Source organism: Methylogaea oryzae (genome assembly GCF_019669985.1).
Taxonomy (GTDB): domain Bacteria; phylum Pseudomonadota; class Gammaproteobacteria; order Methylococcales; family Methylococcaceae; genus Methylogaea; species Methylogaea oryzae.
Map to the genome: position 1 here is coordinate 2,210,528 of NZ_AP019782.1, position 25,341 is coordinate 2,235,868.

Consider the following 25,341-nt stretch of genomic DNA (forward strand, 5'->3'; position numbering starts at 1 on the left):
GGCTTTCAAGCGGGCCAACAGCGCGTCGATTTCCGCGTCGGCGGGACGACGGCCCACCAGGGCGACGCGGGCGCCGTGGGTGCGCGCCCAGTGCTCGGCCAAGGTCCGGCCGACACCGCCGGTGCCGCCCACGATGAGGCAGGCATCGCCGTTGGACAGCAGCGGCTCGCCTGCTTCCGCCTGCACCGCTTGCAGCCGGCGGGCGTGGCGGCGGCCGTGGCGGTAGGCGATTTCGGCGCCGTCCGCGTCGCCGCCTTCCGCCGCCAGCAAGTCGAGGGCGCGGGCGTCCACCTGCGCCGGCAAGTCCACCGCGACCACCGCCACGCCGGGCAACTCCCGCGCGGCCACCTTGGCCAACCCATGCAGACCCGCGGCGTCGCTCATCCCGGCCGATGCCGGCGAGGACTGCACCTCGCACACGGCGCGGGTCACCACCAGCAAGCGCCGCACGGACGCCGTGTCCAGCGTCCGCAACAGGCCCAACAGGCGCAAGGAACGGGCCGCGGCGGCTTCCGCCCAGGCGGCGGCGGAGCCCGAAGGCGGCGGCGGCGCGCCCTCGGCGGTATCCAGGTAGTAGTAAACAGTTGCCGGCTGTTCCGCCAAAACCGGCGACTCGCCGGCGGCCAGGCAATACACCCGGGCGTCGACGCAACGGGCGGCCAATTCCCCGGCCAGCGCCTCCGCGCCCGCTGCCGCCAGGATGGCCACGCGGCCCGGCTTGGCCGGCGCCGCCGGCCGGTGCACCCACACCGGCCGCAGCAGGGTAATGGGCGGCTCGGCGGCGGCGATGGCGCGGCGACGGGCGGTCAAGCCGCCGAAGTGGAGCAACGCGTTGCCGGCCTCGTCCGCCAGGGTCAGCTCGAAACGCTGCACCGGCTCATCCGGGGCGGTCAGCCGCCGCGCCAGCACTTGCCGCGCCTGGCCGGGATCGCCCAGCACGGTGACGGAGGCCAAGGTATGGGGCAGCGGCACCCCTTCCCCCCGCACCGCCGCGTCCAAGTCCTCCAGGCCGGCCAGGGATTGGAACGCCCCGTCCAACAGGGCCGCATCCAGCCCGATAACCTTGCCGGATTCCAGCTCCGCGCGGCAGGCGCTTTCGCCCGGCCACAGGCGGCGGACGACGCGGAAGCGCTCGCCGTACTCCAATCCCAGCTCGGCGAGACGCGGGTAGAACTCCCCGCCACCCAAGGCCACGCCGCCCGCCGGCACCTCGGCCGGGATGGGCGCGGCCTCTCCCGCCGCCAGGTTGCCGGAAGCCAATAGCGGCGCATCCTCCGCTCCCGCTTCGCGCACCGAGAATGCGTCGCCGCGCAGGGAGAAATCCAGCCGCAGGGGCTGCGCGCCGGCGCGGATCGGCCTGTGCCAGGCGACATCGCGCAAGCCGCCGCCGTGCAGCGACAAAGCCATCGCCACGATGGCGGCGCCGGGCAGCAGGCGCTCGCCGCCCACCACGTGCTGGCTCAGCAGCGTCGAATCCGCAGGCAGGGTGAACATCCAGGCGGCGTCCTCGCCGTCCTTCGCGGGGCGGGAGGCGCGCGTCCAGTCGGACGACGGCGCCACCGGCTCGGGCCGCGCCATGGGCGCCGCGGCGCCGCGCAGCCAGTGGCGCGCGCCCAAGAACGGCCGGGCCACCAGGGAGCGGCGCGCGCCGTCGTGCGGCCACAAGGCCGCGCCGCCCTCGCACCAGTGGCGCGCCAAGGCGGCGAGATCATCCGTCGCGGGAGCCGTGGGCGCAGCGGCGCTGTCGTCGGGCGCCTCGCCCCAACACACGTCGCCGCCCTCGCGGCCCGATGCGATGTCGGCCAGCAGCGCTCGCGCCTGCTGCCCGTCCCGGGCGACGAAAGCGCAGCGGCACAACAACGCCTCGCGGCCGGCGGTCAAGGTATGGCAAAGGTCGGCCAAGCTCACCGGACGCTCGCTATCCGCCAAGCGTTCGGCCAAGGCCCCCGCCAGGGCGCGCACCTGCGCCTGGGTGCGCGCCGACAGCGGCAGCACGCGCGCGGCGCCGTCGTCCGGGGCGCTATGCCGCGGCGGCGCATCCTGCAAAATCACGTGGGCGTTGGCGCCGCCCGCGCCGAACGAACTCACCCCGGCGTAGCGGCGGCCGTCCGCACCGGCCGGCCAGTCCGCCGGCTGCGTCTGCAAGCGCAAGGGCGTGGCGGCGAAATCGATGTCGGCGTTGACCGGCCCGGCCAGGGGCATGGGCGCGTAGCGGCCGTGGCGCATCTGCAACAGCACTTTGATGAGCCCGGCCAGGCCCGCCGCCGCTTCCAGGTGGCCGATGGCGGCTTTGGCGGAACCCAGCGGAATGGCGCCCGGCGGCGTATCCCGGCCCAACGCCTGCGCCAATCCTTCGATCTCGATGGGATCGCCCAGGCGGGTGCCGGTGCCGTGCGCTTCGATAAACCCGAGCTCGCTGCCCTCGATCCCCGACCGGCGCAGGGCGCGGCGGATCACGGCGGCCTGGGCGGCGGGATTGGGCACCGTGTAGCCGTTGCCGCGCCCGCCGTGATTGGCCGCGCTGGCGCGGATCACGCCGTGCACCACGTCGCCGTCGGCCAGGGCGGCGGCCAGCGGTTTCAACAGCACGGCGGCGACGCCTTCGCCGGGCACGTAGCCGTCGCCGCCGTCGCCGAAGGAACGGCAGCGACCGTCGCTGGAGGCGAAGCGGCCCTGGCTCAAGCCGATGTATTTGCTGGGATGCAGGCTCAGGTTCACGCCGCCGACCAGGGCGGTGCGGCAATCGCCGGCGGCGAGCGCTTGGCAGGCCAGATGCAGGGCGGTCAAGGAGGACGAACAGGCGCTGTCCACGGCAAGGCTGGGGCCTTCCAGGCCGAGCACGTAGGACGCCCGGTTGGCAATGGACCAGTAAGGCGCCGCGCCGCCAATGGGCTGGCCGGGGCCGGCGGCGTCGTGGGCGAGCAACTGATAATCGCCGTACATGACGCCCACGTAGACGGCGGTATCCCGCTCGCCCGCCGCGCCCAAAGCGGCGCGGGTGAGGCCGGCATCCTCCAGGCACTGCCAGGCCACTTCCAAGAACAGCCGCTCCTGCGGATCCATGCGCGCCGCTTCCTCCGGCGAAATATTGAAAAACAGGGCGTCGAAGCGGTCCACGCCGTCGATGAAGCCGCCCCACTTCGAATAGCTGGCGCCGGCCCGCTGCGGATCGGCGTCGTAAAAGCCTTCCAGCGGCCAGCGTTGCGGCGGAATTTCCTCGATGCAAACGCGCCCGGACAGCAGGTTGCGCCAATAGGCCTCCAGGTTCGCCGCTTGCGGGAAACGTCCGGCCATGCCGATGACGGCGACGGCGGAGGCGTCGGGCGCGGAACCGTAGGCGGGGCTACGTGCGCCTTGTCCCGGCGCATCGGCCGCAACGGACGCGCCGGCCGCCGGGCCGGCCCGGTTTGCCCCGTACCGCTCCGCCAAGTGCGCGGCCAAGGCGCGCAGGTTGGGATATTCGAAAAACAGCGTCTTGGAGATGCGGCCCAAATCCCGCTCCAAGCGCGCGTTGAGACGGGTGATCATGATGGAATCGATGCCGAAGGCGTCCAAAGGACGGTCGGCGTTCAACCGCTCCGCCGGCGTGCGGGTGATTTCGGCGACGACACCGGTGAGGTAGGCCAGGACGGCATCCGCCGACGCTGGCTCGGGCGCGCCCGCCGAAGCTTGCGCCGCCCCCGCCCCGCCGGCCATGAAGGCTTCGAAATCCCCGCGCCGGCCGCGCGCCAGCAGCAACCGGCCCGATTGCGGCGCCGCCAATGCCTGTTCCAGCAGCGCCATGGCCTGCTCCGGCGCGAACGGCGACAGGCCGGTGGCGGCGCTCACCGAGGCGGCGTCGCGGTGGACGGTCGCCATGCCCCCGGCCAGGGCGGCCGGATCCCAATAGCCCCAGTCCAAGGCCAGGACGCGCCGCCCCCGTTCCCGCTCCAGCAAAGCGTCCATAGCCCGGTTGGCGGCGGCATAGGCCGCCTGGCCCGGCGCGCCGAAAGCGCCGGCCAGGGAACCGAACGCCACCAGCCGCGTGTCCGGGCTGTCGGCCAGGGCGGCCAACAAGTTGTTCGTGCCGGCGACTTTCGGCATCCACACCGCGTCCACGGCGGCGGCGTCCAAGCCGCGCAAGAATCCGTCGGCCTGCGCGCCGGCCAGGTGGAAGACCGCGTCCAACCCGCCCAGCCCTTGCCTGGCCGAATCCAACGCCGTCCGCAATCCCCGCTCGTCCGCCACGTCCGCGCACAACTCGAGAATTTCCGCACCTTCCGCCCGCAAGCGGGCCAACTCCGCTTCGGCAAGCGATTTGGGCGGCGTGCGGCCCAGCAGGGCGAGGCGCGCCCGCCGGGTGCGCCACAAATGCCGCGCCAGCGCCAACCCCAAGCCGCCGTAGCCGCCGGTAATCAAGCACGCCGCGCCTTGCGGCAGGCCGTCCGCCCCGCCCGGCTGCGCCCATGCCGTGTAGGCGCGGACGTAACGCCGGCCGTCGCCGTCCCAAGCGATTTCGCTGTCGCCGCCCCGCTCCGCCAGTTCGGCCAACAGGCGCGGCCACCGCTCGGCGGACGCCGGCAGAGCCACCGCCTTGCCGCTGAAACGGGGCTCCTCGCCGGCGAGGGAATGCAGCAAGGCGGCCGCCGCGGCGCACGCCGGATCGGCGTCCCAGCCGGCCCCGCCGTCGCCGCTGCCGGCTTGCAGCACCCGCAAATCGCGGGTTTTGTCGCGGCGCGGCAGCCAGGCGCGCAGCCCGTGCAGCAAGGTCAGCGGACCCAGCGCCAGCCGCGCCTCGGCGGCATCCGTGTCGGCCAACGGCCACAGGTTGAGCCAAATGTCCGGCTGCAGGCCCCGCTCCGCCAGATCGCCGGCCAGCGCCGCCAGCGCATCCGCGTCGCCCGGCGGCAATTGGTAGCGCGGGCCCGGGTGGACGCGAAATTCCGCGCCCGGCTCCACCAGGATCGCGCCCGGCCCCAGCGCCGCCGCGCGCTCGCCGCCATGGTCGAACAACAGCACGGCGGCGGCCGGCGGCGGCGAATCGCCCGGCGGCTCGGCCAAACGCCAACCCGGCCGGTAGAGCAAGGGCTCCACCGGATCGCGGGCCGGCAACAGCCGCACGGCCAGGCCGTCCAACCGCGCGGCGACCTGCCCGGCGGCGTTCCAGGCCAGCAGATCCAAGCGGCGCTCGCCGGCGCGCGCGGCGCCATTGCCCTCGCGCACCTCCACCCGCAACGGCGCCGTCAGGCCGGCGGCGTCGATCCAGGCCCGCTCCAGCCCCACCGGCAACACCGTGGCCGGCTGCTCGCCGCCGCCCAACAGGCCCAGGGCCGACTGGATGACGCCATCGAGCAGGCCGATGGCCGGCATGCGCCCGCGTTGGGCGCCGGCCGGCCAATCGAGATGGGCCAGCGCCCGCCCGTCGCGGGCGGCGAGCCGTTCGATCACCTGGAACGCCGGACCGTAGTCGAACCCCATGTCGGCGAAAATCCGGTACACCTCCGCCCGCCCCAGGCCTTCCGGCAAAGGCTCCCGCCAAGCGGCATCGCGCGGCGTTTCTTCCGGCCGGGCCGCGCGCACCGCCGCCTCGGCGTGACAGCCCTCGCCGCTTTCCAGCGCCATCCGGCCGCCGGCCGCCAAGCGCAGCCGCGCGGTGCCTTCCACTGCCGGCAAGGGGCTGTGCCAGCGCACGTCCTCCACCACGCAGGGTTTGCCGCCTTGGCCGCGCGCCGCCAGCAGCAGCAAAGCGGTGGCGGGAAAAATCGCCCGGCCGTCCCAACAGTGGCCGGTATAGCTCGGATCGCCGGCCGGCAGGATCGACTCCAGCAATTCGACGCCGTCGCCCGCGGGCTCCGACGGCAACGGGAAACGGTCCCGCGCGAAGGGGTAGCCCGGCAGCGACAATACCCGGCCGCCGCCGTGCAGGCGCTCCCAGTCCGCCGCGCCGCCCGCAACGAAATGGCCGGCGACCCGGCGCCGGTCGTCGCCGGGCTGGATACGCCATGTCTCCCCCGCCGCCGCCAGGCTGGCGCCGTCCCGCACCAGCGCCGCGTCTTCTCGGCTCGCGGCCAGCGCCCGCAGGGCGCGGCGCAAGGTTTCCAGGTCGCCGGCCAGCAACGCCGCCCGCTCGGCCAGGAAAGCGCGCCCGGCGTTGAGGGTGCGGCACAGGTCGGCCAAACGGGTGTCGGCGCGCCGCTCCAGCCACGCCTCCAAGCGTCCGGCCAAACGCCGCAGCGCTTCCGGGGTAGCGGCCGAGAGCAAAAGCAGCGCCTCCTCATCGTTACCAAGCGCCGCCGGAGAACCTGGCTCCCGCCCCTCGTGCGGTCCGTCGGGAGAGGCGGGAAGCGGCGGCGCCTCCTCGATCACCAAATGGGCATTGGTGCCGGAAAAACCGAAGCTGCTCACGGCGGCGCGGCGCGGCGCGGCCGCTTGCCACGGTTCGGCTTGCAGCGGCACGTAAAATGGCGAAGCGTCCAGCTTCAGGCGCGGATTGGGCGTGCGGTAATGCAGGCTGGGCGGAATGGTGCGCTCGCGCAAGGCCAACAGCACCTTGGCGACGCCGGCGACGCCCGCCGCCGTCAGGGTGTGGCCGATATTGGGCTTGACCGAACCCAGGGCGCAGCGGCCCTTGCCGCCAAAAGCGGCGGCGAGGGATTGCACTTCGATGGGATCGCCCAGCGGCGTGCCGGTGCCGTGCGCCTCGATCAACGACAGGCTGGCCGGATCGATGCCGCCGTGCTGCCACACCCGCTGCAACAGGGCTAACTGGGCCGGGCCGCTAGGGGCGGTGATGCCGCTGGTGCGGCCGTCCTGGTTGATGCCGCCGGCACGAATCACGCCGAGGATGCGGTCACCGTCGGCCAGCGCCTGACTGAGCCGGCGCAACACCACCACGCCGACGCCCTCGCCGGGCACGAAGCCGTCGGCGGCCGCGTCGAAAGCCCGGCACCGGCCGCTGGGCGACACCATGCCCGATTCCAACAGGAAGCGCGGCAGGGCCTGGTTGCACAGCAGCACCGAAACGCCGCCGGCCAGGGCCAGATCGCAATCGCCAGCCAGGATCGACTGGGCGGCCAAGTGGATAGCCACCAGGGAGGACGAGCAGGCGGTGTCCACCGGCAACGCCGGGCCTTTCAGGTTCAGGTGATAGGCGATGCGCGCGGCCAAAATGGCGTTGGAATTGCCCAGGGCGGCGCGCGGCTCGCCCTGGTTGGCCGGGTGGTTTTGCGCCGCCACGCCGACGAACACGCCGCAGGCTTTGCCTTCCAACCGGTGCGGGCCGAGCCCGGCGTCTTCCAGGGCGTGCCAGCATTCTTCGAGGAACACCCGCTGTTGGGGGTCCATTACCTCGGCCTCGGCATGGGACAGGCGGAAGAAATCCGGATCGAAGCAATCGGCTTCCGGCAGCAAGCCGGCGGCCATGGCGGATTCCGCACCGGCCCAGCGCCGGTTGGCCAGCGGCGCGGTGGCGTCGCGGCCCTGCTCCAGCAACGACCAGAACGCCTCGGCGTCGACGGCGCCGGCGAACCGGCAGGCCAGGCCGATGACGGCGATGGCGTCGTCCTTCCCGTCGGCTTGCGCCGATTGCGGCTCCGCCGCCGGCCGTTCCGCCGGCAGCCGCTCCGTCAAGACTTCCGCCAGCAGGGCGACGGTGCCGTGGTTGTAGATGTCCACCGCGTCCACCGGCGCCCGCAGCGTCTCGGACAAGTCGGCGGCGAATTGTGGGGCGACGATGGAATCCACCCCCAGCTCGGCGAACGGGCGGTCCCAGCCGACCTCGTCCTCCGCGAAACCCAGCCGCTGGGCCAACACGGCGCGTACTTGGCGGCGCACAGCGCCTATCGTTCCGGCGCTCTGCGCGGGAGCGCGGCCCGTAAGGGGCAGCGAAGCGCCGCTGGAACTCCCCGTCCCTTGGCTCGCTGCGGGACGCAGTGCGTCCCCGGAAGCGTTCCCACGCGGTGCGTGGGAACGATGGGCGGCATCCACCGCGCAGACGAACAGGCATTGGAAACCGTCCAGCCGCCCGCCCCAGCCGTACACGGCGGGCACGCTGAATCCGCTTCGCGCCAGCGCCCCGCGCCAGCCCGAAGCCGACAGGATCGGCCCATGGGGCAAGCGCTGCTCGCCGTCCTCGAAACACCACCAGCCGTCCAGCAGGCCGAAGGTCAAGGCGGCGAATGCGTCGGCACGGGTCAATTCGTTGAGCAGCAACAGGCCGTCGTCCGCCGCCAGGGCGCGCACGTGGTCCAACGTCCTATCGATGCGGCGGGTGGCGTGCAGCACATTGGTGGCGATGACGATGTGCGCTTGGCCCAAGGACGGCGATCCCGTGGCCGGCGGCTGCTCGATGTCCAGGCGGCGGAACTCCATGCGATAGCCCCGCTCGCCGAAAACCTGCCGGCCGTGCTGGACGAAGCCCGGCGACAAGTCGGTGTAGACGTATTCGAAGGCGTCGCGCCGTTCGGCGAGCTTGCCCAGCACGCAGCCGGTGGTGCCGCCGGTGCCGGCGCCGATTTCCACAATGCGCACGGTACTGCCGGGCCGCTGGGCCAGCCGCGCCTCCAGGACTTGCAGGCAAGCTTCGGCGGTGAGGCGATTGAAATAATCGGCCCAAGGATTGTCCCGATAAATGGGCTCCACCCGGCTCAACGAGCCGCCGGGAAACAACACCTCGGTCGCCGGCACATCGCCCGCCAGCACCGCCGGCAGCGCCGCCGCGCAGGCCTCGGCCAGGGCGATATGGGCGGCCAGCGCCGGCGTTTCGCGCAACAGGCTCCCGCGCAACCCATCGGCGTCGGTGGCCGCCGGTTGCCGCAGCAGCGCCGCGTAAGCGTCCAGCAGGCGACGGAATTTGGCCGGCGCGCGAAACGCCGCCGCCAGGGCGTCGGCGCCGGGCGCGGCGGCGGGGTCCAGCCCGGCCGCGCGCACGGCCCGCGCCAGCAAGGCGCGGCACCAGGGATCGAGCAGCAACGCGGGGTCTTGCGGCAAGTCGAATGGCTTCATGCTTCGGTTTCCTCGGCGCGGGGGGCGAGGCGGTCCAAATGGCTAGTGACGGCGGCCAGGATATCGCGGCCGGCGTCGGCCGGCGCCTCCTCCTCGACGGCGGCGGCGCTGCCGATTCCGGCGATGAGCCGGGGCGACAGGGCCGGCCGGTAGATGCGCCGCTCGAAAGGATAACCGGGCAAGGATAAGGGCTGTGGCCGGGACTGCGGCCAAAGGCTTTGCCAAGGCGGCTCGCCGCCTTGCCTATAGGTTTCCGCCCAGGCGTCCAAATCCGTGCCGGACAAAGGCCGGGCGGGGCTTTGCCAGCGTCCTTCCGCCACGTCGTTGAGCCAGTCCGGCAACGCCGCCAGGCTGTCGGCGACCAAGGCGGCGCGCTGTTTGAAGTGCATCCGCCCCAGCGCCAGCGTGGCGGCCAGCGCGGCGGGATCGGCGTCGGGATTGGCGCGCAGCCAGGCGGCCAGATCGGCGGCGCGGCGCATCAAAGCGCCGGGACTGCGCGCCGACAGCACGAACAGCCAAGGGCCGGCCGCGGAAATCTGCGCCCGCTGGGGCGCCTCCTCCACCACCAGATGGGCGTTGGTGCCGGCAAAGCCGAAGGCCGAGACCCCGGCGCGGCGCGGCTTGTCCGTCCGGCGCGGCCAGGGCGTGAGTTCGGCGACCGGACGGAACGGCGTGCCGTCGAGCTGAATGTCCGCGTTGAGCCGCTGGAAATGCAAGCTAGGCGGCAAGACTTCCGCCCGCAGCGCCAGCAGCACTTTGGCCAGGCCCACCGCCCCGGCGGCGGCCAGGGTGTGGCCGACGTTGGATTTCACCGAGCCGACGCCGCACACGGAATTCGAGTCGCCGAACGCGCCCGCCAAGCCTTCCATTTCCACCGGATCGCCGAGCCGCGTGCCGGTGCCGTGCAGCTCCACGTAATCGATGCCGGCCGGGTCGATGCCGAAACACCGGTGCACGTCGCGGATCAAAGCGGTCTGCGCGGTTGCGCTGGGCGCGGTGATGCCGTTGGAAGCGCCGTCCTGATTAGTGCCCCAGCCGCGAATCACGCCGAGGATGCGGTTATTGTCGGCCAGGGCGCGATCCAGCCGCTTCAACACCATCACCGCCACCGCCTCGCCGGGCACAAAGCCGTCGGCGGCGGCATCCAGCGTGTGGCAGCGGCCGGTGGGCGACAGCATGCCGGCGTTGGAAGCGACCACGTAGAAACCGGGCGTGAACAGCGCCGCCACGCCGCCCGCCAGGGCCAATTCGCAACGCCCGCCGCGCAGCGCCTCGCAGGCTTCCGCGATGGCCACCAGCGACGACGAGCAGGCGGTGTCGATGGAAATCGCCGGCCCCTTGAGATCCAGGTGGTAGGCGATGCGCGCCGGCAGCATGGAGGCGGCCGATCCCATGAAGCTGTGGGCGTCGCCGGGATGGCCGGCGGCCTCCAGCAAGCGGCCGTAATCGCCGGCCACGTTGCCGGCGTAAACGCCGCAGTTGACGTTTTTCAGCGCGGGGGACGACAGGCCGGCGTCCTCCAGGGCGTGCCAGGCGGCCATCAGGAACAAGCGCTGCTGCGGATCCATGGCCGTGGCCTCCGCCGGCGACAGGCCGAAAAACTCCGGATCGAAACCGTAGGCGTCGGCCAGGAAGCCGCCCTCCGGGCAAATGCTGCGGCCGGCCCGCAACGGCCGGGGGTCGTATACCCGGGCGTGTTCCCAACGCTCTTCCGGCACCGGGCCGACGGCGCACACGCCGTTCAGCAGCAGACGCTCGAATTCGCCGATGTCGGCGGCGCCGGGGAAACGGCCGGCCATGCCGATGACGGCGATAGCGTCCTGGTCCGCCGGGCTTGCCGCCGGCGCGGCGGGCATTGCATCGGCTTGCGGAGCGGCGGCGGCCGCCGCCCGCACCCCGTGCTGCTCGGCCAAATGGCGCGCCACGGCGCGCACCGAGGGATGGCTGAACAGAGTGGTGGGCTTCAACTCCACGCCGAAACGGCGGTTCAGGTCGCGAACCAGTTGCACGCCCAAGATGGAGTCGGCGCCGTAATCGGACAGGCCGCGCTCCAGGTCCAGCTTGTCGGGCGGTATTTCCAACGTCGCGGCGACGCAGGCCAGCACTTGGTCCTCCAAGGCCGCCGAGGCATCGGCCGCTTCCGGCGGCTTGCCCCCCCGGGCCAGGGCACTGTCGCCAGCGGAAACAGCGGACTCCCGCGCGGCGCCGGAGGGAACGGACGCGGCGGCCCCCCGCCGCAAGCGTCCCCGCAGCAAGCCGCGCTTCTCGCGCGGCTCGACTGGCCGGCCGGCGCGGCGGGCGACGATCAGCGCATGGCTGGCTTGGTTTTCGTCCTCCGCGTCGGGCTGGCCGAAAACGCCGACGGCGTCGAAGCCGTTGGCGCCCAGCAGCCGGCGCCAGGAAGCCGCGTCCAGCAAGGGGCCATGGGGCAAGCGCGGGTCTTCCGCCAGCCACCACCCCGGCAGCAGCCCGAAGGTGATGGTGACGAAGTCGTGGTTGGCGACCATTTCATACAGCATCAGCAGCCCGCCGGGCCGGATCAGCCGGCCGACGTGCTCCAGCGAGCGCGACAAATCGCGGGTGGCGTGGATGACGTTGGCGCCGAAAGCGACGTCGTAGCCGGCGGCGGGAAACAGCGCCGGGTCCGGCGGATTTTCCAGGTTGAACAGCTTGAAACGGACAAACGGGTAGTCGGCCTGGAATTGTTTCTTGCCGTGGCTCAGGAAACCGGGCGAGATGTCCGTGTAGTCGTACTCGGCGCCGGCCGCCAAGGCCGGCAGCACCCGCTGGCTGGTGCCGCCGGTGCCGGAACCGAATTCCAGCACGCGGAACGGCCGGCCGCCGCCGTGTTGCCGCTGCGCGGCGGCGACGGCGGCGGCCAGCTTGTCGTTGAAGTGGTCCACCATGGCATTGCCCCGGTACATGGCCTCCACCAGGGACATGGACATGTCCGGGAACAGCACCTCGGTGGGCGCGACCTCGCCGCGCAAGGCGCTGAGATATTGGGCCAGGCACACGTCGAGCAGACGCAGATGGGCGGCGAACTGCGGCGCCCGTTGCAGGAACGCGGCGCGGCGGGCGGCGCCGACGGCGGCGTCCGGCAGGGCGCGGACGCCCGTTTCGATGCGGGCGTCGCGCCGGGCCAAATAGCCGTGCCGCACCAGCATGTCCAGCAGGGCCTCGAACTGGCGCCGCTGTTCCGGAACCAGACCCAGGCTGTGCGCCAGTTCGTCCGGCTCGGCGGCGTCCGGCCAATCCCGGCCGCGCCACCATTCCGCCAGCGCCAGCACCGACAACTCGTCCAGTTCGCAGTAATCGCCACTGGCGCTTGCCATGGCGGCGCGGCTGGCTTCGTTCGTCGCCAGGGCTTGCCGCTGGGCGGCGGCGAACAAATCGCCGGCCGGCGCCTCCGCTTCGACATCCGCTTCAACTTCCGCTTCCGCGCCGGCCTCGTATCCCAGCTGCGCCAGCACCGCCGGCTCGGCGCGGATCGCCAGCACCTGCGGCTCCGTTCCCGCCAAAATTTTCTCCAGGGCGTCCAGCCCCTCCTCCACGCCGATGGAATGGACGCCGAGGCGCGCCATGCGCTGCCGGTATTCGTCCGTAGCCACCCGGCCGATGTCGCCCCAATATCCCCAGTTGACGACGCGCACCGGGAAACCGGCCTGCCCGTCCAGGCTCAGGGCCAGGGCGTCCTTCACCGCGCAACCCGCCACGTAATTGGCTTGGCCGGCGTTGGCGGCGAAGCTGTTCACCGAAGAAAACGCGCACAGCCAGCGCAGCGGGCGTCCGCGCAGGGATTCGTGCAGATGGTGCAGACCCAGGCGCTTGACCTCCAAAGCAGCGATATAGTCCTCGCGCGACATATTGCACACGGTGCGGTCTTCCATCACCAGGGCGGCGTGGATGGCGCCGGTGACCGGGCCTTGCCGCGCTTCGGCGGCGGCGACGGCGGCGGCCAGGGCGGCGGCATCGGTGACATCCGCCTGCAGATACAGGGACCCGCCGCCCGTCGGCACCCCATCGGCGGGACGCCGGCCGACCAGGGTGCAGCGCGCGCCGTGGCGCCGGCTCCAGCGTTGCGCCAAAGCCGTGCCGATACCGCCGGCGCCGCCGACGATGAGGATATGGTCGCCGCCGTTCACCGGCGCGGCGGCCGGCACCGCCCCGCCGCGCCAAGCCTCCAGGCGCGGGGCCAGCCGCCGGCCGCCGCGCCAGGCGATCGGCAATCCCAGCGGATCGGCGCCGCCGGCCAGCGCTAGCGGCAACACGCCGGGGTCGTCCAGGTCTAGGCAGGAAACCCGCAAGCGGGCGTTTTCATTCATGGCGGTGCGCGCCAGGCCGATGGCCGCCGCCGCCCAGGGCAGGTTGCGCTCGCCGGGACCGGTGGCGTGCACCCCTTGAGTCAGCAAGACCAAGGCCGCCGGCCGCGCCGCCCCGTTCAACGCCGCCAACAGCTCCAGCAGGCGCAGGGACTCGGGCGGCGAAGAAGGCAGCGTTTCGACGGGATGGACATACACCAGGCAAGCGGGGCGCCCCTCTTCGGCCAGCGCCAGGAACTCGTCCACGCCGAACTCCCGCACCTCGCGGCCGGCCAGGGCGGAGCGGGCGGCGGCGGCCAGCGGGGCGTCGGCCTGCGGCGCGATGAGCGCCAAGGGGCCTTGCGCCGGCAGGATGGGCGGCGTGCCGGCGGCATCGTCCGGGCAACCGCGCCAGCGCGGAACGAACAGCGGCACCCCGTCGGCCGGCGCCGCCGTCCTGGGCAATAACCGCGCGGTCAGTCCTTGCATGCGGCACAACGGCCGCCCGCCGGCGTCGCCGATGGACAGGTCGATGCGGGCATAGCCGGCGCTGCGCTCCGCCACGCGGGCGTGGACGCGGAGCCGCTCCGGCCAATGCTTGTCCAGCAGCCACAGCCTCTCCAGTCCCAGCGGCAGCGGTTGAACGGCATCGGAACCGTCCAGCAGCAGCGTGCAGGCCGCCTGCAAAGCGCTGTCCAACAGCGAGGGGCAAGGATTCCAGTCGCCCAGCAGGCGGGACGCCGACTCCGGTCGCTCCAGCTCCGCCAGCACTTGTCCGTTCCCCAGGCGCAAACGGAGGATGGCGCGCAACGCCGGACCGTGGGCCAGGCCGGCGGCGTTCAAGCGGCGGCGCACTTGTTCCTGATCCAGCGTTTCAGCCCCGGCCAGACTGTCCACCGCCGGCACCGCTTCGCCGCCGGCCGGCGGCGCGCTCCCCGTCAGCAGCAGGCCTTCCACCAACGCTTCGCCGCCGTCGGTACCGGTGAGGCGGAAGCGCTGCCGGCCGCCGTCGGCGGTCAAGGCCAACAGCAGGCTCAAACCGCTGGCGCCGGGTTCCACAGCCCTCTTCCACACCACGTCGCCCACGCCCGCCACCGCCAATCCGGCGGCTTCCGCCGCCGCCATGGCCAGGGTGGCGGACGCGACGCCGGGCAAATAGGGCTTGCCGTCAACCCGGTGCTGGTCCAGCAGGGGCATGGCGGAATCGATGGAGAAACGCCAGGGCGGCGCGGCGCCGGCCGCGATCCAGGGGCTGCGCACGGCGGCCTCGGGGGCGGCTTCGGCTTCGCCGTTCAACCACAGCCGCGGCCCGTGGAACGGATAAGTCGGCAACGCGATGCGCCGCCGCCGCTCGCCGGCCCAGAAAGCGGCCCAATCGACGTATTCCCCGCCGATCCAACGGCGCATCGACGTCTCCGCCTCGCCTTCGGCGGTCGGCGGGGTCGAATCGTTCGCGGCCAACCGCGCCAATCCTTCCAACAGGGTTGCGCGATCGTGGGCGACGAATCCGGCGCGCACCGCCAGGGCGGCGCGGCCCACCGCCAGCGTATAGGCCAGATCGGCCAGGCCGGCGTCGTCCGCCGCCAGCGCCGGATCGGCGGCGATGCGCTGCGCCAGGCGCTGGGCCAGGCGCGGCAAGGCCTCCGCCTCAGCCGCGGACAACAGGATCGGCTGGCGGCTGTGCCGCGGCGCATCGGCCGGCAACGCCGGCGGCGCTTCCTCCAGCACCAAATGGACATTGGCGCCGCCGGCGCCGAAACCGGACAATCCGGCGCGGAGCGGCCACGGCCTGCCGCCGGCGTCCGACGGCGCGCACCAATCCGCCGCCTGGGTCTGCACCCGGAATCGGGTGCGCTCCAGGCGCAATTCCGGATTGAGCCGCTCGGCGTTGAGGCTAGGCGCCAGGCGGCGGTATTGCAGTTGCAGCAGCACTTTGGCCAGGCTCGCCATGCCGGCGGCGCTTTCCAAATGGCCCATATTGGACTTGATGGAGCCGATGGCGATTTCGCCACGCGCGGCCTGGGCGTCGAACACCTCCGCCAGGCCGGCGATTTCTATGGGATCGCCCAGCGCCGTGCCGGTGCCGTGGCATTCGATGGCGGAAACGCTGGCGGCGGGAATGCCGGCGCCGGCCAAGGCGGTGCGGACGACGGCGGCCTGCGCCTTGGGATTGGGCACCGTGTAGCCGCCGGTGCGGCCATTGGCGTTGCAAGCGCTGGCAAGGATCACGCCGAGTATGCGGTCGCCGTCGGCACGGGCGGCGGCCAGGGGTTTCAGCAACACCGCGCCGACGCCCTCCCCTTGCACGAAACCGTCGGCGCCCACGCCGAAGCTGCGGCAGACGTCGCTGGGAGACAGCATGCCCATGCGCACCAACTCGCGTTGCTGCACCGCGTCGAGGATCAGGTTGACGCCGCCCGCCAGGGCGGCGCCGCATTCGCCGCGCCGTAGGCTTTCGCAAGCCAGGTGCAGGGCGGCCAGAGACGCCGAGCAGGCAGTGTCCACCGCCAAGCTGGGGCCGGTGAAATCGAAATGGTAGGAAACCCGGTTGGCCACCGACCAGTGGTTAGCCTGCACCACCTGCCCCGCCGCGTCGGCGGCGTGGGCCAGCAAGCGGTAGGGCATGTTCATCACGCCGACGAACACGCCCACGTCGGCCTCGCCGCCGGCGCGCCGGGCCGACGCCTTCAACGCGGCGGGAGTCAGGCCGGCATCCTCCAGCGCGGCCCAGGCGGTTTCCAGGAACAAGCGCGCCTGCGGATCGATGCGCCGCGCCTCGGCCGGGGCGATGCCGAAAAACAGCGCGTCGAAGCGGTCAACCGACTCGATGAACGCCGCCCGGTGCGGCACCACGCTGCCGTCGCCCGCGTCCCAGCGCCGATCGGCCGGGATGGGGCCGATGGCGCTGCGGCCGTTTTCCAACAACTCCCACAGCGCCGCCGGGTCTTCCGCGCCGGGCAGGCGGCACGCCAGCCCGATAACGGCGATGGCGTCGCCGGCCGCATCGCAAGGATAGGCCGCGCCGGCCGGCTCGGCGGCGGCCTCCCGGCCCAGGCCGAAAGCCTGCTGGGCGGCGGGATTGCGCGCCAACTCGCCTTCCAAGTGGGCCGCCAGCTCGCCCAGGGTTTTATGCTCGAACAACAAGGAGCCGCGCACGTCGGGAAACACTTCGCGCACGCGGCCGGTAATGGAGACCACCAGCAGCGAGTCCAGGCCGAGCTGATCGTAGCCGGCGTCCGCCGGCACGCCGGCGGCCTCGCGCTGCAAGGCTTCGGCGAAAATCTCCGTCAACCAGGCCAATACCGAGGGCCGGGCGGCGGAGCCGAGCTCGGGTGACGGGGACGTCTCCGCCCCTCCCGACGCGCCGTCCCAGGTCTCCGGCGCTCCCTGCCGGGGCGGCGCAGTGACGGGGTTCCCGCCGGATTGGGTCCCCGCCGGCGCGCCCAGCGGCCAGGCGGGGTGCTGGTCCAGCCAGTGGCGCTGGCGGGCAAAGGGATACGTGGGCAAAGGGACGCGGCGGCCCTGGGCCGCCCCCGGCGCGCGTTCCCAATCCACGCTTTCCCCGGCCAGCCAGGCCTGCGCGGCGGCGCCCAAGGGATCGGCGGCGGCGATTTCCGGCAGAGGGCCGGGAGCCGCCAGCAAGGCCGAGGCTTCGCGCGCATCGCCGGCGAGTATCACGGCGCGCACCGGCCGCGCCGCCCTGCCCCGCTGCAAGGTGTAGGCGATGTCGGCGAAATCGGCGGCAGTGTCCCGGCGGAGATAGTCGGCCAGGTCGCGGCGTAATCGGTCGAGCGCCGCCGAATCGTGGGCGGACAGGGGCAACAGCAGCGGCCCGCAGGGTCCGTGGGTCGGCCTTTGCGCCTGCGGCGGCTGTTCCAGCACCACGTGGACGTTGGTGCCGCCGAAGCCGAAGGAACTTACCCCGGCGCGGCGCCAGCCGCTCCAGGGCTGCGCTTCGGCGGACAGCCGCAACGGCGTGCCGGCGAAGGGCGCCGCCGGATTGGGGCTATGGAAACCGGGTACGCCGGGGATGACGCCTTCGCGCACCGCCAACACCGCCTTGATGAAGCCGGCGATACCGCTGGCGACGTTCAAATGGCCGATGTTGGCCTTCACCGAACCGATCCGGCAGAGCTCCGGCGGCGCCAGGCCCTGCTCGGCGAAATGGGCGAACAACCGGCCGAGGGCGTTGATTTCGATGGGATCGCCAATGGCGGTGCCGGTGCCGTGGGCTTCGATCATGCCCAGACTGGCCGGCTCGATGCCGGCCACCGACCAGGCCTCCCCCACCGCGCGCATCTGGCCGCGAGCGCCGGGCGCCAGGTAATCCACCTTGCGCGCGCCGTCGTTGGCGATGGCCGAGCCGAGCACCACCGCGTGGATCGTATCGCCGTCGGCCAGGGCGCGATCCAACCGCTTCAGCGCCACCAACCCCGCCCCGTTGCCCGGCACGGTGCCCGATGCCGCCGCGTCGAAGGGCCGGCATTGGCCGTCCGGCGCCAGCATCAGGCCGGGAGCAGCCAAGTAGGCGCCTTGGGGCAACAACAGCGAAGCGCCGCCGGCCAGGGCCATGTCGCACTGTCCCGACAACAGCGCTTCCACCGCCATGTGCAGTGCCGCCAGGGAGCCGGAGCAGGCCGACTGCACCGTCAGGCTGGGGCCGGTCAAATCCAGGGCGTAGGAAATGCGGGTGGCGCCGTAATCCTTGTCGCTGGCGGTCAGGCCGAAAAAGCCGCCGGCGGAATCCGCCGCCGCGCCGGCCCGGTAGGAACAGTGGGCCAGGGACACGTAGACACCGATGCTGCCGGCCTCGTCCTCCCCGGCGTAACCGGCGTGTTCCAGCGCTCCCACCGCCAGTTCCAGCAAAATGCGCTGCTGCGGGTCGAGCACGGCGGCCCGCGCCGGCGGAATCCCGAAGGCGGCGGCATCGAAATCCTCCACGCCGTCCAGCACGCCGAAGCGGCGCACCAGGTGCGGATGGTTCAGCAGCTCGGCGGGAATGCCGTTGGCGCGCAACGCCTCGTCGCCGCTGGCGACGATGCCGCTGCGGCCTTCCAGCAGCATTTGCCAATAGGCGTCCAAGCCCGGCGCCCCCGGTAAACGGCAGGCCATGCCGATGACCGCGATGGCGCGGTCGGCATCCGTAGGCAAGGTCGGCTGATTCGTTCGGGTCATTACAATCTCGAGCGGAAAGCGCTGCGCAAATCGACCCGGCTGGGACGAGGGGACGCGGCGGCGGGCGCGGCCGGCGCGACGCTTTGCGCCGCGCGCCCGGCCAACGCCCCTGCCAAGCGGCCGATGGTAGCGTGTTCGAAGATTTCGGTCACGCTGCAGGGCAAGCCCAGTTCGTTGGAGATACGACGGGCGGCGACCACCGCCATCAGGCTGTCGGCGCCCAGCTCGAACAAATTGCGCTGGACGTCCGGCAGGCGGGACACCGGCCGCCCTTCCGCCAGAATCTCGCCCCACAGTTCCGCCAAGCGGCGCTCCAGCTCCCCGACGTCGACCGAGGACGACTCGGCGGCGGCGCTCTCCGGCTCCCGGAACGCTAATTCCGCCAGCGCCCGCCGGTCCACTTTCTCGTTGTCGGTCAAGGGCAAGGCATCGAGGATGCGCAGCGCCTTGGGCACCATATAACTCGGCAAGCGCGTACGCAAAAATTCGAGCAACGGCTCCGGCGCGGCGTCCGCCTCCGCCAGGCAGAAAGCAGCCAGCCGCCGCCGGCCCTGCGCGTCCGCCGGAGCCACCGCCACCGCCTCGCGCACCGCCGGATGGCCGCGCAAAGCCGCTTCCACCTCGCCCAGTTCCACCCGGAAGCCGTCGATTTTCACCTGGCCGTCGCGCCGTCCGAGGAATTCGATCAGGCCCTCCTCCCGCCAGCGCGCCAGGTCGCCGGTGCGGTACAAGCGCTCGCCGCTGGCGGGATGGGTGACGAAAGCCGCATCGGTACGCTCCGGGTCGCGCCAATACCCCAGCGCCAACCCGACGCCGCCGATGTACAAATCGCCGGCGACCCCGTCCGGACAGGGCTGCAGGTTCGCGTCCAACACCTGCATGGTCTGGTTGTCCATGGCGCGGCCATAGGGCACGGAGCTCCAGTCCGGCCTGGGCGCATCGCCGATGGGATAGTGGATGGACCAAATCGCCGCCTCCGTGGCGCCGCCGAGGGAATGCACCCGCGCCTGGCTCGCCACGGCGCGCAAGCGGCCGGCCAGCCCCAAGGCGATCCAGTCGCCGGACAACATGACGATGCGCAGGCTGGCCACATCCGGCGGCGCCGGTTCGCCGGCCAGGAACAGCTCCAGGTACATGGGCACGCTGTTCCACACCGACACCTGCTGTTCCCGCACCAACGCCGCCAGGTAGGCCGGATCGCTGGCCGATTCCGGCCGGGGCAAAACCAGCGCGCCGCCGGCCGCCAACAACCCGAAAATGTCCCACACCGACAAGTCGAAACTCAGCGCCGACAGGGCCAGCACGCGGTCTTGCGGCCCGATGGCGAAGCGGCGATTGATATCCAAACACGTGTTCAACGCGGCGCGATGGCTGAGCATGACGCCCTTCGGCTCGCCGGTGGAGCCGGACGTGAAAATCACATAGGCCAGGCTGTCGGGAGCGACCCGCGCCGGTTCGGCGGCGGCGCCGCTGGGGCGCACGTCCGCTTCGACGCCGATCACCTCGACCCCGGCCGGCCAGTTCAGACGGCGCCCGGCTTCGGTCAAGCCGACTCTTACGCCGCCCCGTTCGGCCAAGTGGGCGAAACGCGCTTCCGGCAAGTCGGGCGCCAGGGGCAAATAAGCGGCGCCGGCCATCTGTACGGCGATGGCCGCCATCACTTGGCGCCAGCCTTTTTCCATGGCCACCGCCACCAGTTCGCCGGGCCGCGCGCCGGCGGCCCGCAGGCGCAACGCGAAGTCGGCGCACAAGCCGGCCAGTTCGCCGTAATTCAAGCTGCGGTCCGGTGCGATCAGCGCCGTGCGCTCGGGGTGCGCGGCGGCCTGCCGCAGGAACGGCGCGAACAGGGCCTCTTCGGGCAAAGGACCGCTATCGCCGTTGGAAACGGCGCGCGCTTGCGCCTCCCGCCGGGCGATTTGCGCGGGAATGTCCCACTCCCAGGCGGCCTCCGTGTCCAGCGCGCGGGCCGCCTCGACCCAGGCGGCGAACATGGCCTCCGCCAAGCCGTCGGCGAACACCCCCTCGGCCACGTCCCAACTGAGCAACAAGCCCTCGCCGTCCGCCTGCACCTGGGCGTCCAGCGTGACTTGCGGCGTCCGGGTCGCGCCATGCGACAGGCTGCCGATCAGCGGCGCGGCGCTGTGCTTGCCGCCGCTGCGCAGGTTTTCGTAGCCCAACATGCTGGTGAACACCACGGGCATCAAACCGCCGTCCCAGCCCTGGGCGGCGGCGCGGCGGCGCAACACCTGCACCCCCGGATAGGCCGCATGGCCCAGGTGCTCGATCAGCCGGGCGCCGATGCGCGCGGCCAGCCGCCGCAAAGGCTGCCCGGCTTGCACGTCCACGTCCAGCAGCACCGTGCCGGTGAAATTACCGACCACCCGGTTGACGTCGGGGTGGATGGGCGGCCGGGTGTGGGTGGTCAAATTCAGGGTGAAACGCGGCGTCGCCGTCCAGTGGGCCAGGGTGCCGGCGAACACGCCGAGGAACGCCACGCTGGGGCTGAGGCCGTGTCTTGTGGCGGCGGCGGCGATGGCGCGCCATTGCGCCGCCGGCAGCCGCGCCTGGAAGCGCCGGGTGGACAAGCGGCCCAATTGCGCCAGGGGTTTCGCCATGGGCAAATCCGGCGCCGGCGGCAATTGCGGGCCGCGCTCGGCCCAAAAGCGCTCGGCGGCGCGCCAAGCGTCGCCGTCGGCGGCGGCGCGCATGGCCAGCACGCACTGGCGGAAGCCGATGGCCGGCGCGGGCAACGGGGCGGCCGGAGCGTCGCACAACAGCGCCAGCTGATCGAGCAAGGAATACAGGCTGAGCACGTCCATCACCAGCAGGTTCAAAGCCAAGTGCAGGCGGCTCTGCCGGCCGTCGAAACTCAGCGCCAGACGGAACAGCGGCCAGGCGCACGGGTCCAGGTCGGCGCCGCTCATGGCTTCCCGCAGCGCCCGCCGCCGCTGCTCGGCGGACTTCGGCGGGCAATCGGTCAAATCCAGCGCCTCGATACGGTAGCGCGGCACCTCGTTCAGCACTTTTTGCCGGCCGTCGCCGTCGACCACCGCGCGCAACATGGGATGCAATTCCACCAGCCGGTTCCAACTGGCCTCCAGCGCCGCCGCAGGCCACGGCCGGGCGCACTCGAATTCCCAATACACCTGGCAATCCACTCCGCCGAGGGGCACGCCGGGCTGGCGGCCGCTCCAGTAGGCCGCCTGGATGTCGGTCAGCGGAAACGGCTCGAACGGCGCGTCGTCGGCCGCCATCGGCGCTTCCGGCGACGGGCCGCTGCCGCCGGCCAGCCGCGGCGCGAGCTCCGCCAACCGGGTGGCGCCAAGTATGTCGTCCAGGCCCAGGGTGACGCCGAAACGGCGCTGCAAGCGGTGTTGCAGTTCGATGGCGAGGATGCTCGACAGTCCCAGGACGACCGGCGTGGCTTCCAGGTCCAGGCTGGCGGGAGGCTCTTGCAGCAACTGGCCCAGCTCCTCACGCAAGCCTTCCAGGCAATCGTTTCCAAGCGCCTCCTGGAAACGCGGCTCGGGCGCGGACGGCGCCGTGTTCGGCGATGCAGCGCCTACTTTTGCCTCCCGGGGCGCGAGCGTTTGCCCAGCCTCGTCCGCCGCTTCGGCCTCCTCCAGCCAGAAACGGCGCCGCCGCAGGCTGTGCGCGGGCGGGGCCAGCGGCGCGACGCGGGCCGAATCGGCCGGCGCCGCTTCGACGACGGCGGCGCCGTGGCCGCCGTTGAGCGCGAAAGTATGCACCAGGGCGCGGCGCGGTTGGCCGTCGCCGCGAACCGGCCAGGGAACGGCCTTATCCGGGGCGTAAAACGGTGCGGCGCCCCATTCCGGCGTCCAGGACTGGCCGTCCAGGCCGACCGGCAGCAGCCGATTGCGGCGCATCTGCAAAATCGCATGGACCACGGCGCATAATCCCGCCGCCGCCAAGGTATGGCCCAGCCGGGGCTTCAGGGTGGTCAGCGGCAAGGGCTGATCCAGTCCGCCGAAGGTTTGCGCCAGTGCGGCGATTTCCGCCGCGTCGCCGCCGCGGATGCCGACGCCGTGGGCCGATACCAAGTCGATCTGCCCGGCGGTGAGCCCGGCCCGCGCCAAGGTCGCCGCTTGCAGGCGCGCCAGGTTTTCCGCGCCGGGCAGGGTGAAGCCCCGCCCCAGGCCCTCGTGCCCCACGGCCACGCCGCGTATCACGCCGTGCACACTATCGCCGTCCGCGCGCGCCCGCGCCAACGGCTTCAGCACCAGCGCCACGCAGGCCTCCGCCGGCACCAGGCCGTCGGCGGCGAGGGTGAACGGCAAACAACGCCCGCCGGCCGACAGCAGATCGGCCGCGCCCAATTGCGCCGCCAACAAGGGGGTGGAATGCAGGCTGACGGCGGCCACCACCGCGCAGCGGCAATCGCCGCGCAGCAAGGCCTGCTGCGCGGCCCACAGGGCGCCCAACGAGGAGGAACAGGCCAGGTCCACGGTAAAGGCCGGGCCGGCGCAGTCGAAGACGTGCGCCAACCGCGCCGCCAGGGAGGACGGCAAATTGCCGGCCAGGGCGAGCTGGTCGCCCGGCGCGCCGCCCAAGGCGCGCTTGAAGCCGTAATCGCCGGCATCGGCGGCGACGAACACGCCAATGCCGGCGTCGCGCAAGCTGTCGCCGCAACCCTGCCAAGGCAGGCCGGCGTCGTGCAAGGCCAGCCAGGTCTCCTCCAGCAACAGGCGTTGGCGCGGATCGGTGGCGCGGGCCTCCCGCGGGGAAAATCCGAAAAACGCGTGGTCGAAGCTTTCCCCGTCGGCCAGAAAGCCGCCGCGCATCAACCGCGCCGGGTCCGGCAAATCGCCGGCGAACCCGTCGATTTCGCGGCGCGACCAGCGCCCGGCGGGAACCTCGCCGATGGCGCAGCGGCCGGCCTCCAACAGCGCCCAAAGGGCCTCGCAATCGTCCGCGCCGGGGAACCGGCCCGACAGGCCGACCACCGCCAGCGGCAAATCCTCGCCGCTTGCCAGGACGCACCCGGCGGAAGACGCCGCGGCAGCGACGTCCGGGCCCATAATCGCCTCCTCCGCCAGCAGCACGATCTTGCCGCGATGGCGCGCCCTGGCCATGTGCTGAAAGGCCTGGCGGGCCTGCTCCAGGGGGAAGGTCTCGACCGGCAGCGGCGCCAGCTCGCCGGCGTCGATCCGCCGCGCCAAAGCGCGCAAGGCTTCGCCGATCATGTCCGGCTGGCGGCGGAACTCTCCGACCAGGTCGTAAACCCGGTAGCGAATGCCGGGACGGCGGCGAGCGATCTCCTGCGCATCGCGGATGTCGGTCTTGCCCACCTCGACGAACACGCCGCCTTCCGCCACGCAGTCCAAACCGTGGTCGACGGCGGCGCCGGCCAGGGAATTGAGCACCAGGTCGACGCCGCGGCCGCCGGTGGCGGCCAGCACTTGCGAGGAGAAATCCAGGCCGCGCGAATCCATCGCCAACGCCACGCCCTGGCTTTCCAGCCAGGCGCGCTTTTCCCGGCTGCCGGCGGTGGCGAAAACCCGCGCGCCGGCCCGCTGGGCCAAGCGCAGGGCGGCCTGCCCCAGCCCGCCCGTTGCCGCATGGATCAACACCGTTTGCCCCGGCGCCAGGGTTTCCAATTGCTCCAGACAGCGCAGCGCGGTGAGGTAAGCGACGGGCAAGGCGCCGGCGGCGGCATCGTCCAGGCCGCGCGGCGCGGGCGCCACCAGCGCCGCCTCGGCGTTGACCCGACCGGCCAGGGCGCCGGCGGCGATGCCGAACACCCTATCCCCCGGCGCCAGCCCGGATACGCCGGCGCCCAGCGCTTCGATTTCGCCGCAAAACTCCAGGCCCAAAGGCTCGCCGCGCGCTTCCGGCAAGGCGTCCAGGGCGATCATCAAGTCGCGGAAGTTGATGCCGGCGGCGCGCACGCGGACCCGCACCTGGCCCTGGCCCGGCTCCGGCAAGGCCTGCTCGGCCACGCCCAGGGTATCCAGCAAGCCCGGTGAGCCGATCCGCACGCCGCGCCTTACGGCGGCGCCCTCGGACAGGGCCGGCGCGACGGCTTGGGCGGCTTGCGGCACGGTCCCGCCGTCGCCGGCCTCCTTGGCCAGCCGTTCGGCGAGAGCCGCCACGCTGCCCAGTTCGTCCACCATTTCCAAGCCGATCCTCAGGCCGGTGCTCAGTTCGATGCGCGCCACCAAATCCATGGAAATCAGCGAACCGATGCCTTGGCTTTCCAAAGATTTGTGCAGATCCACCTCGCCGGCTTCCACCTCCAGGGTATCGGCGACGCATTGGCGCAGCAAGGCCAGCCAGTCGCGGGATCCGGTAGGCTCCGGCGGCGCCGGGGATCGCTCGATGGGCGCCTCGCCGCTGCCCTCGGCGGGCTGCTCGCGGCCGAGCGCTTGCCCGGTTTCCCACAGCCGAGGGGCGGTATCCTCCGGCAAGCGCGGCAACCAATAGGATTGGCGGACGAAGGGATACAACGGTAAATCGAGGTGCGGCCGGGTTTGCCCCAGGGCCCAGCGCCGCACGTCCAGGCCGGCATGCCACAATTCCGCCAACACCCGCTCCAGCCCCGCCACGCCGGCGGCCGGATCGAAGCGCAGCAGGCGGCCAACCGCCGGCGGCGCTTCGTCGCCGGCGCCGATGGCCAATACCAGATCGGCCGTTTCGCCGCCCGGGGCGGCTGGCCGACCGGCCAGCGGCGACTCCAGGCCCTCCAGTTCGGGGAGGTAGGCGCGCTGTTGCTCCAGCCAGGGATGTCGGCCCCGTTCCGGCGAGCGCGCGGCCCGAGCCAAGCACGAAGCCAGGTCGGCGGCCGGCCGGGTCTGAGCGAACACCTCCAGCGCCAGCCGCCGCTCCAGCAAGCCGTCGGCCACCAAGCCGGCCAACGGCCAAG

Annotated in this window: 3 protein-coding genes (2 of these 3 only partly in view); all 3 read right to left on the bottom strand. The window is 72.2% G+C overall.

What is annotated here, in order from left to right; translation table 11 throughout:
- Tightly spaced (each overlapping or abutting the next), the 3 genes in view from K5607_RS09775 to K5607_RS09785 form a layout consistent with a single transcriptional unit that may run on beyond the window.
- Positions 1–8,982: the 5' portion of an SDR family NAD(P)-dependent oxidoreductase gene (locus K5607_RS09775; RefSeq protein WP_221046902.1), read on the bottom strand. The gene continues 5,595 nt to the left of window position 1, outside the view; the window shows 8,982 of its 14,577 coding nt (coding positions 1–8,982); its start codon is at positions 8,980–8,982; its stop codon lies off the left edge, out of view.
- Positions 8,979–18,458, bottom strand: a complete 9,480-nt coding sequence (locus K5607_RS09780) for an SDR family NAD(P)-dependent oxidoreductase (protein WP_221046903.1) — start codon at positions 18,456–18,458, stop codon at positions 8,979–8,981. The genes K5607_RS09775 and K5607_RS09780 overlap by 4 nt, the downstream gene beginning before the upstream one ends.
- Positions 18,458–25,341, bottom strand: partial view of a non-ribosomal peptide synthetase gene (locus K5607_RS09785; protein ID WP_221046904.1) — the 3' portion only. The gene runs 2,227 nt beyond the window's last position; 6,884 of the gene's 9,111 nt are visible here — the last part of the coding sequence; its start codon lies beyond the right edge, outside the window; its stop codon occupies positions 18,458–18,460. Before K5607_RS09785 ends, K5607_RS09780 begins: the two co-directional genes overlap by 1 nt.

Bases quoted from the DNA above. Each gene is read 5' to 3' on its own strand.
- K5607_RS09780 (WP_221046903.1), bottom strand. From the start codon at position 18,458: ATGACCCGAACGAATCAGCCGACCTTGCCTACGGATGCCGACCGCGCC.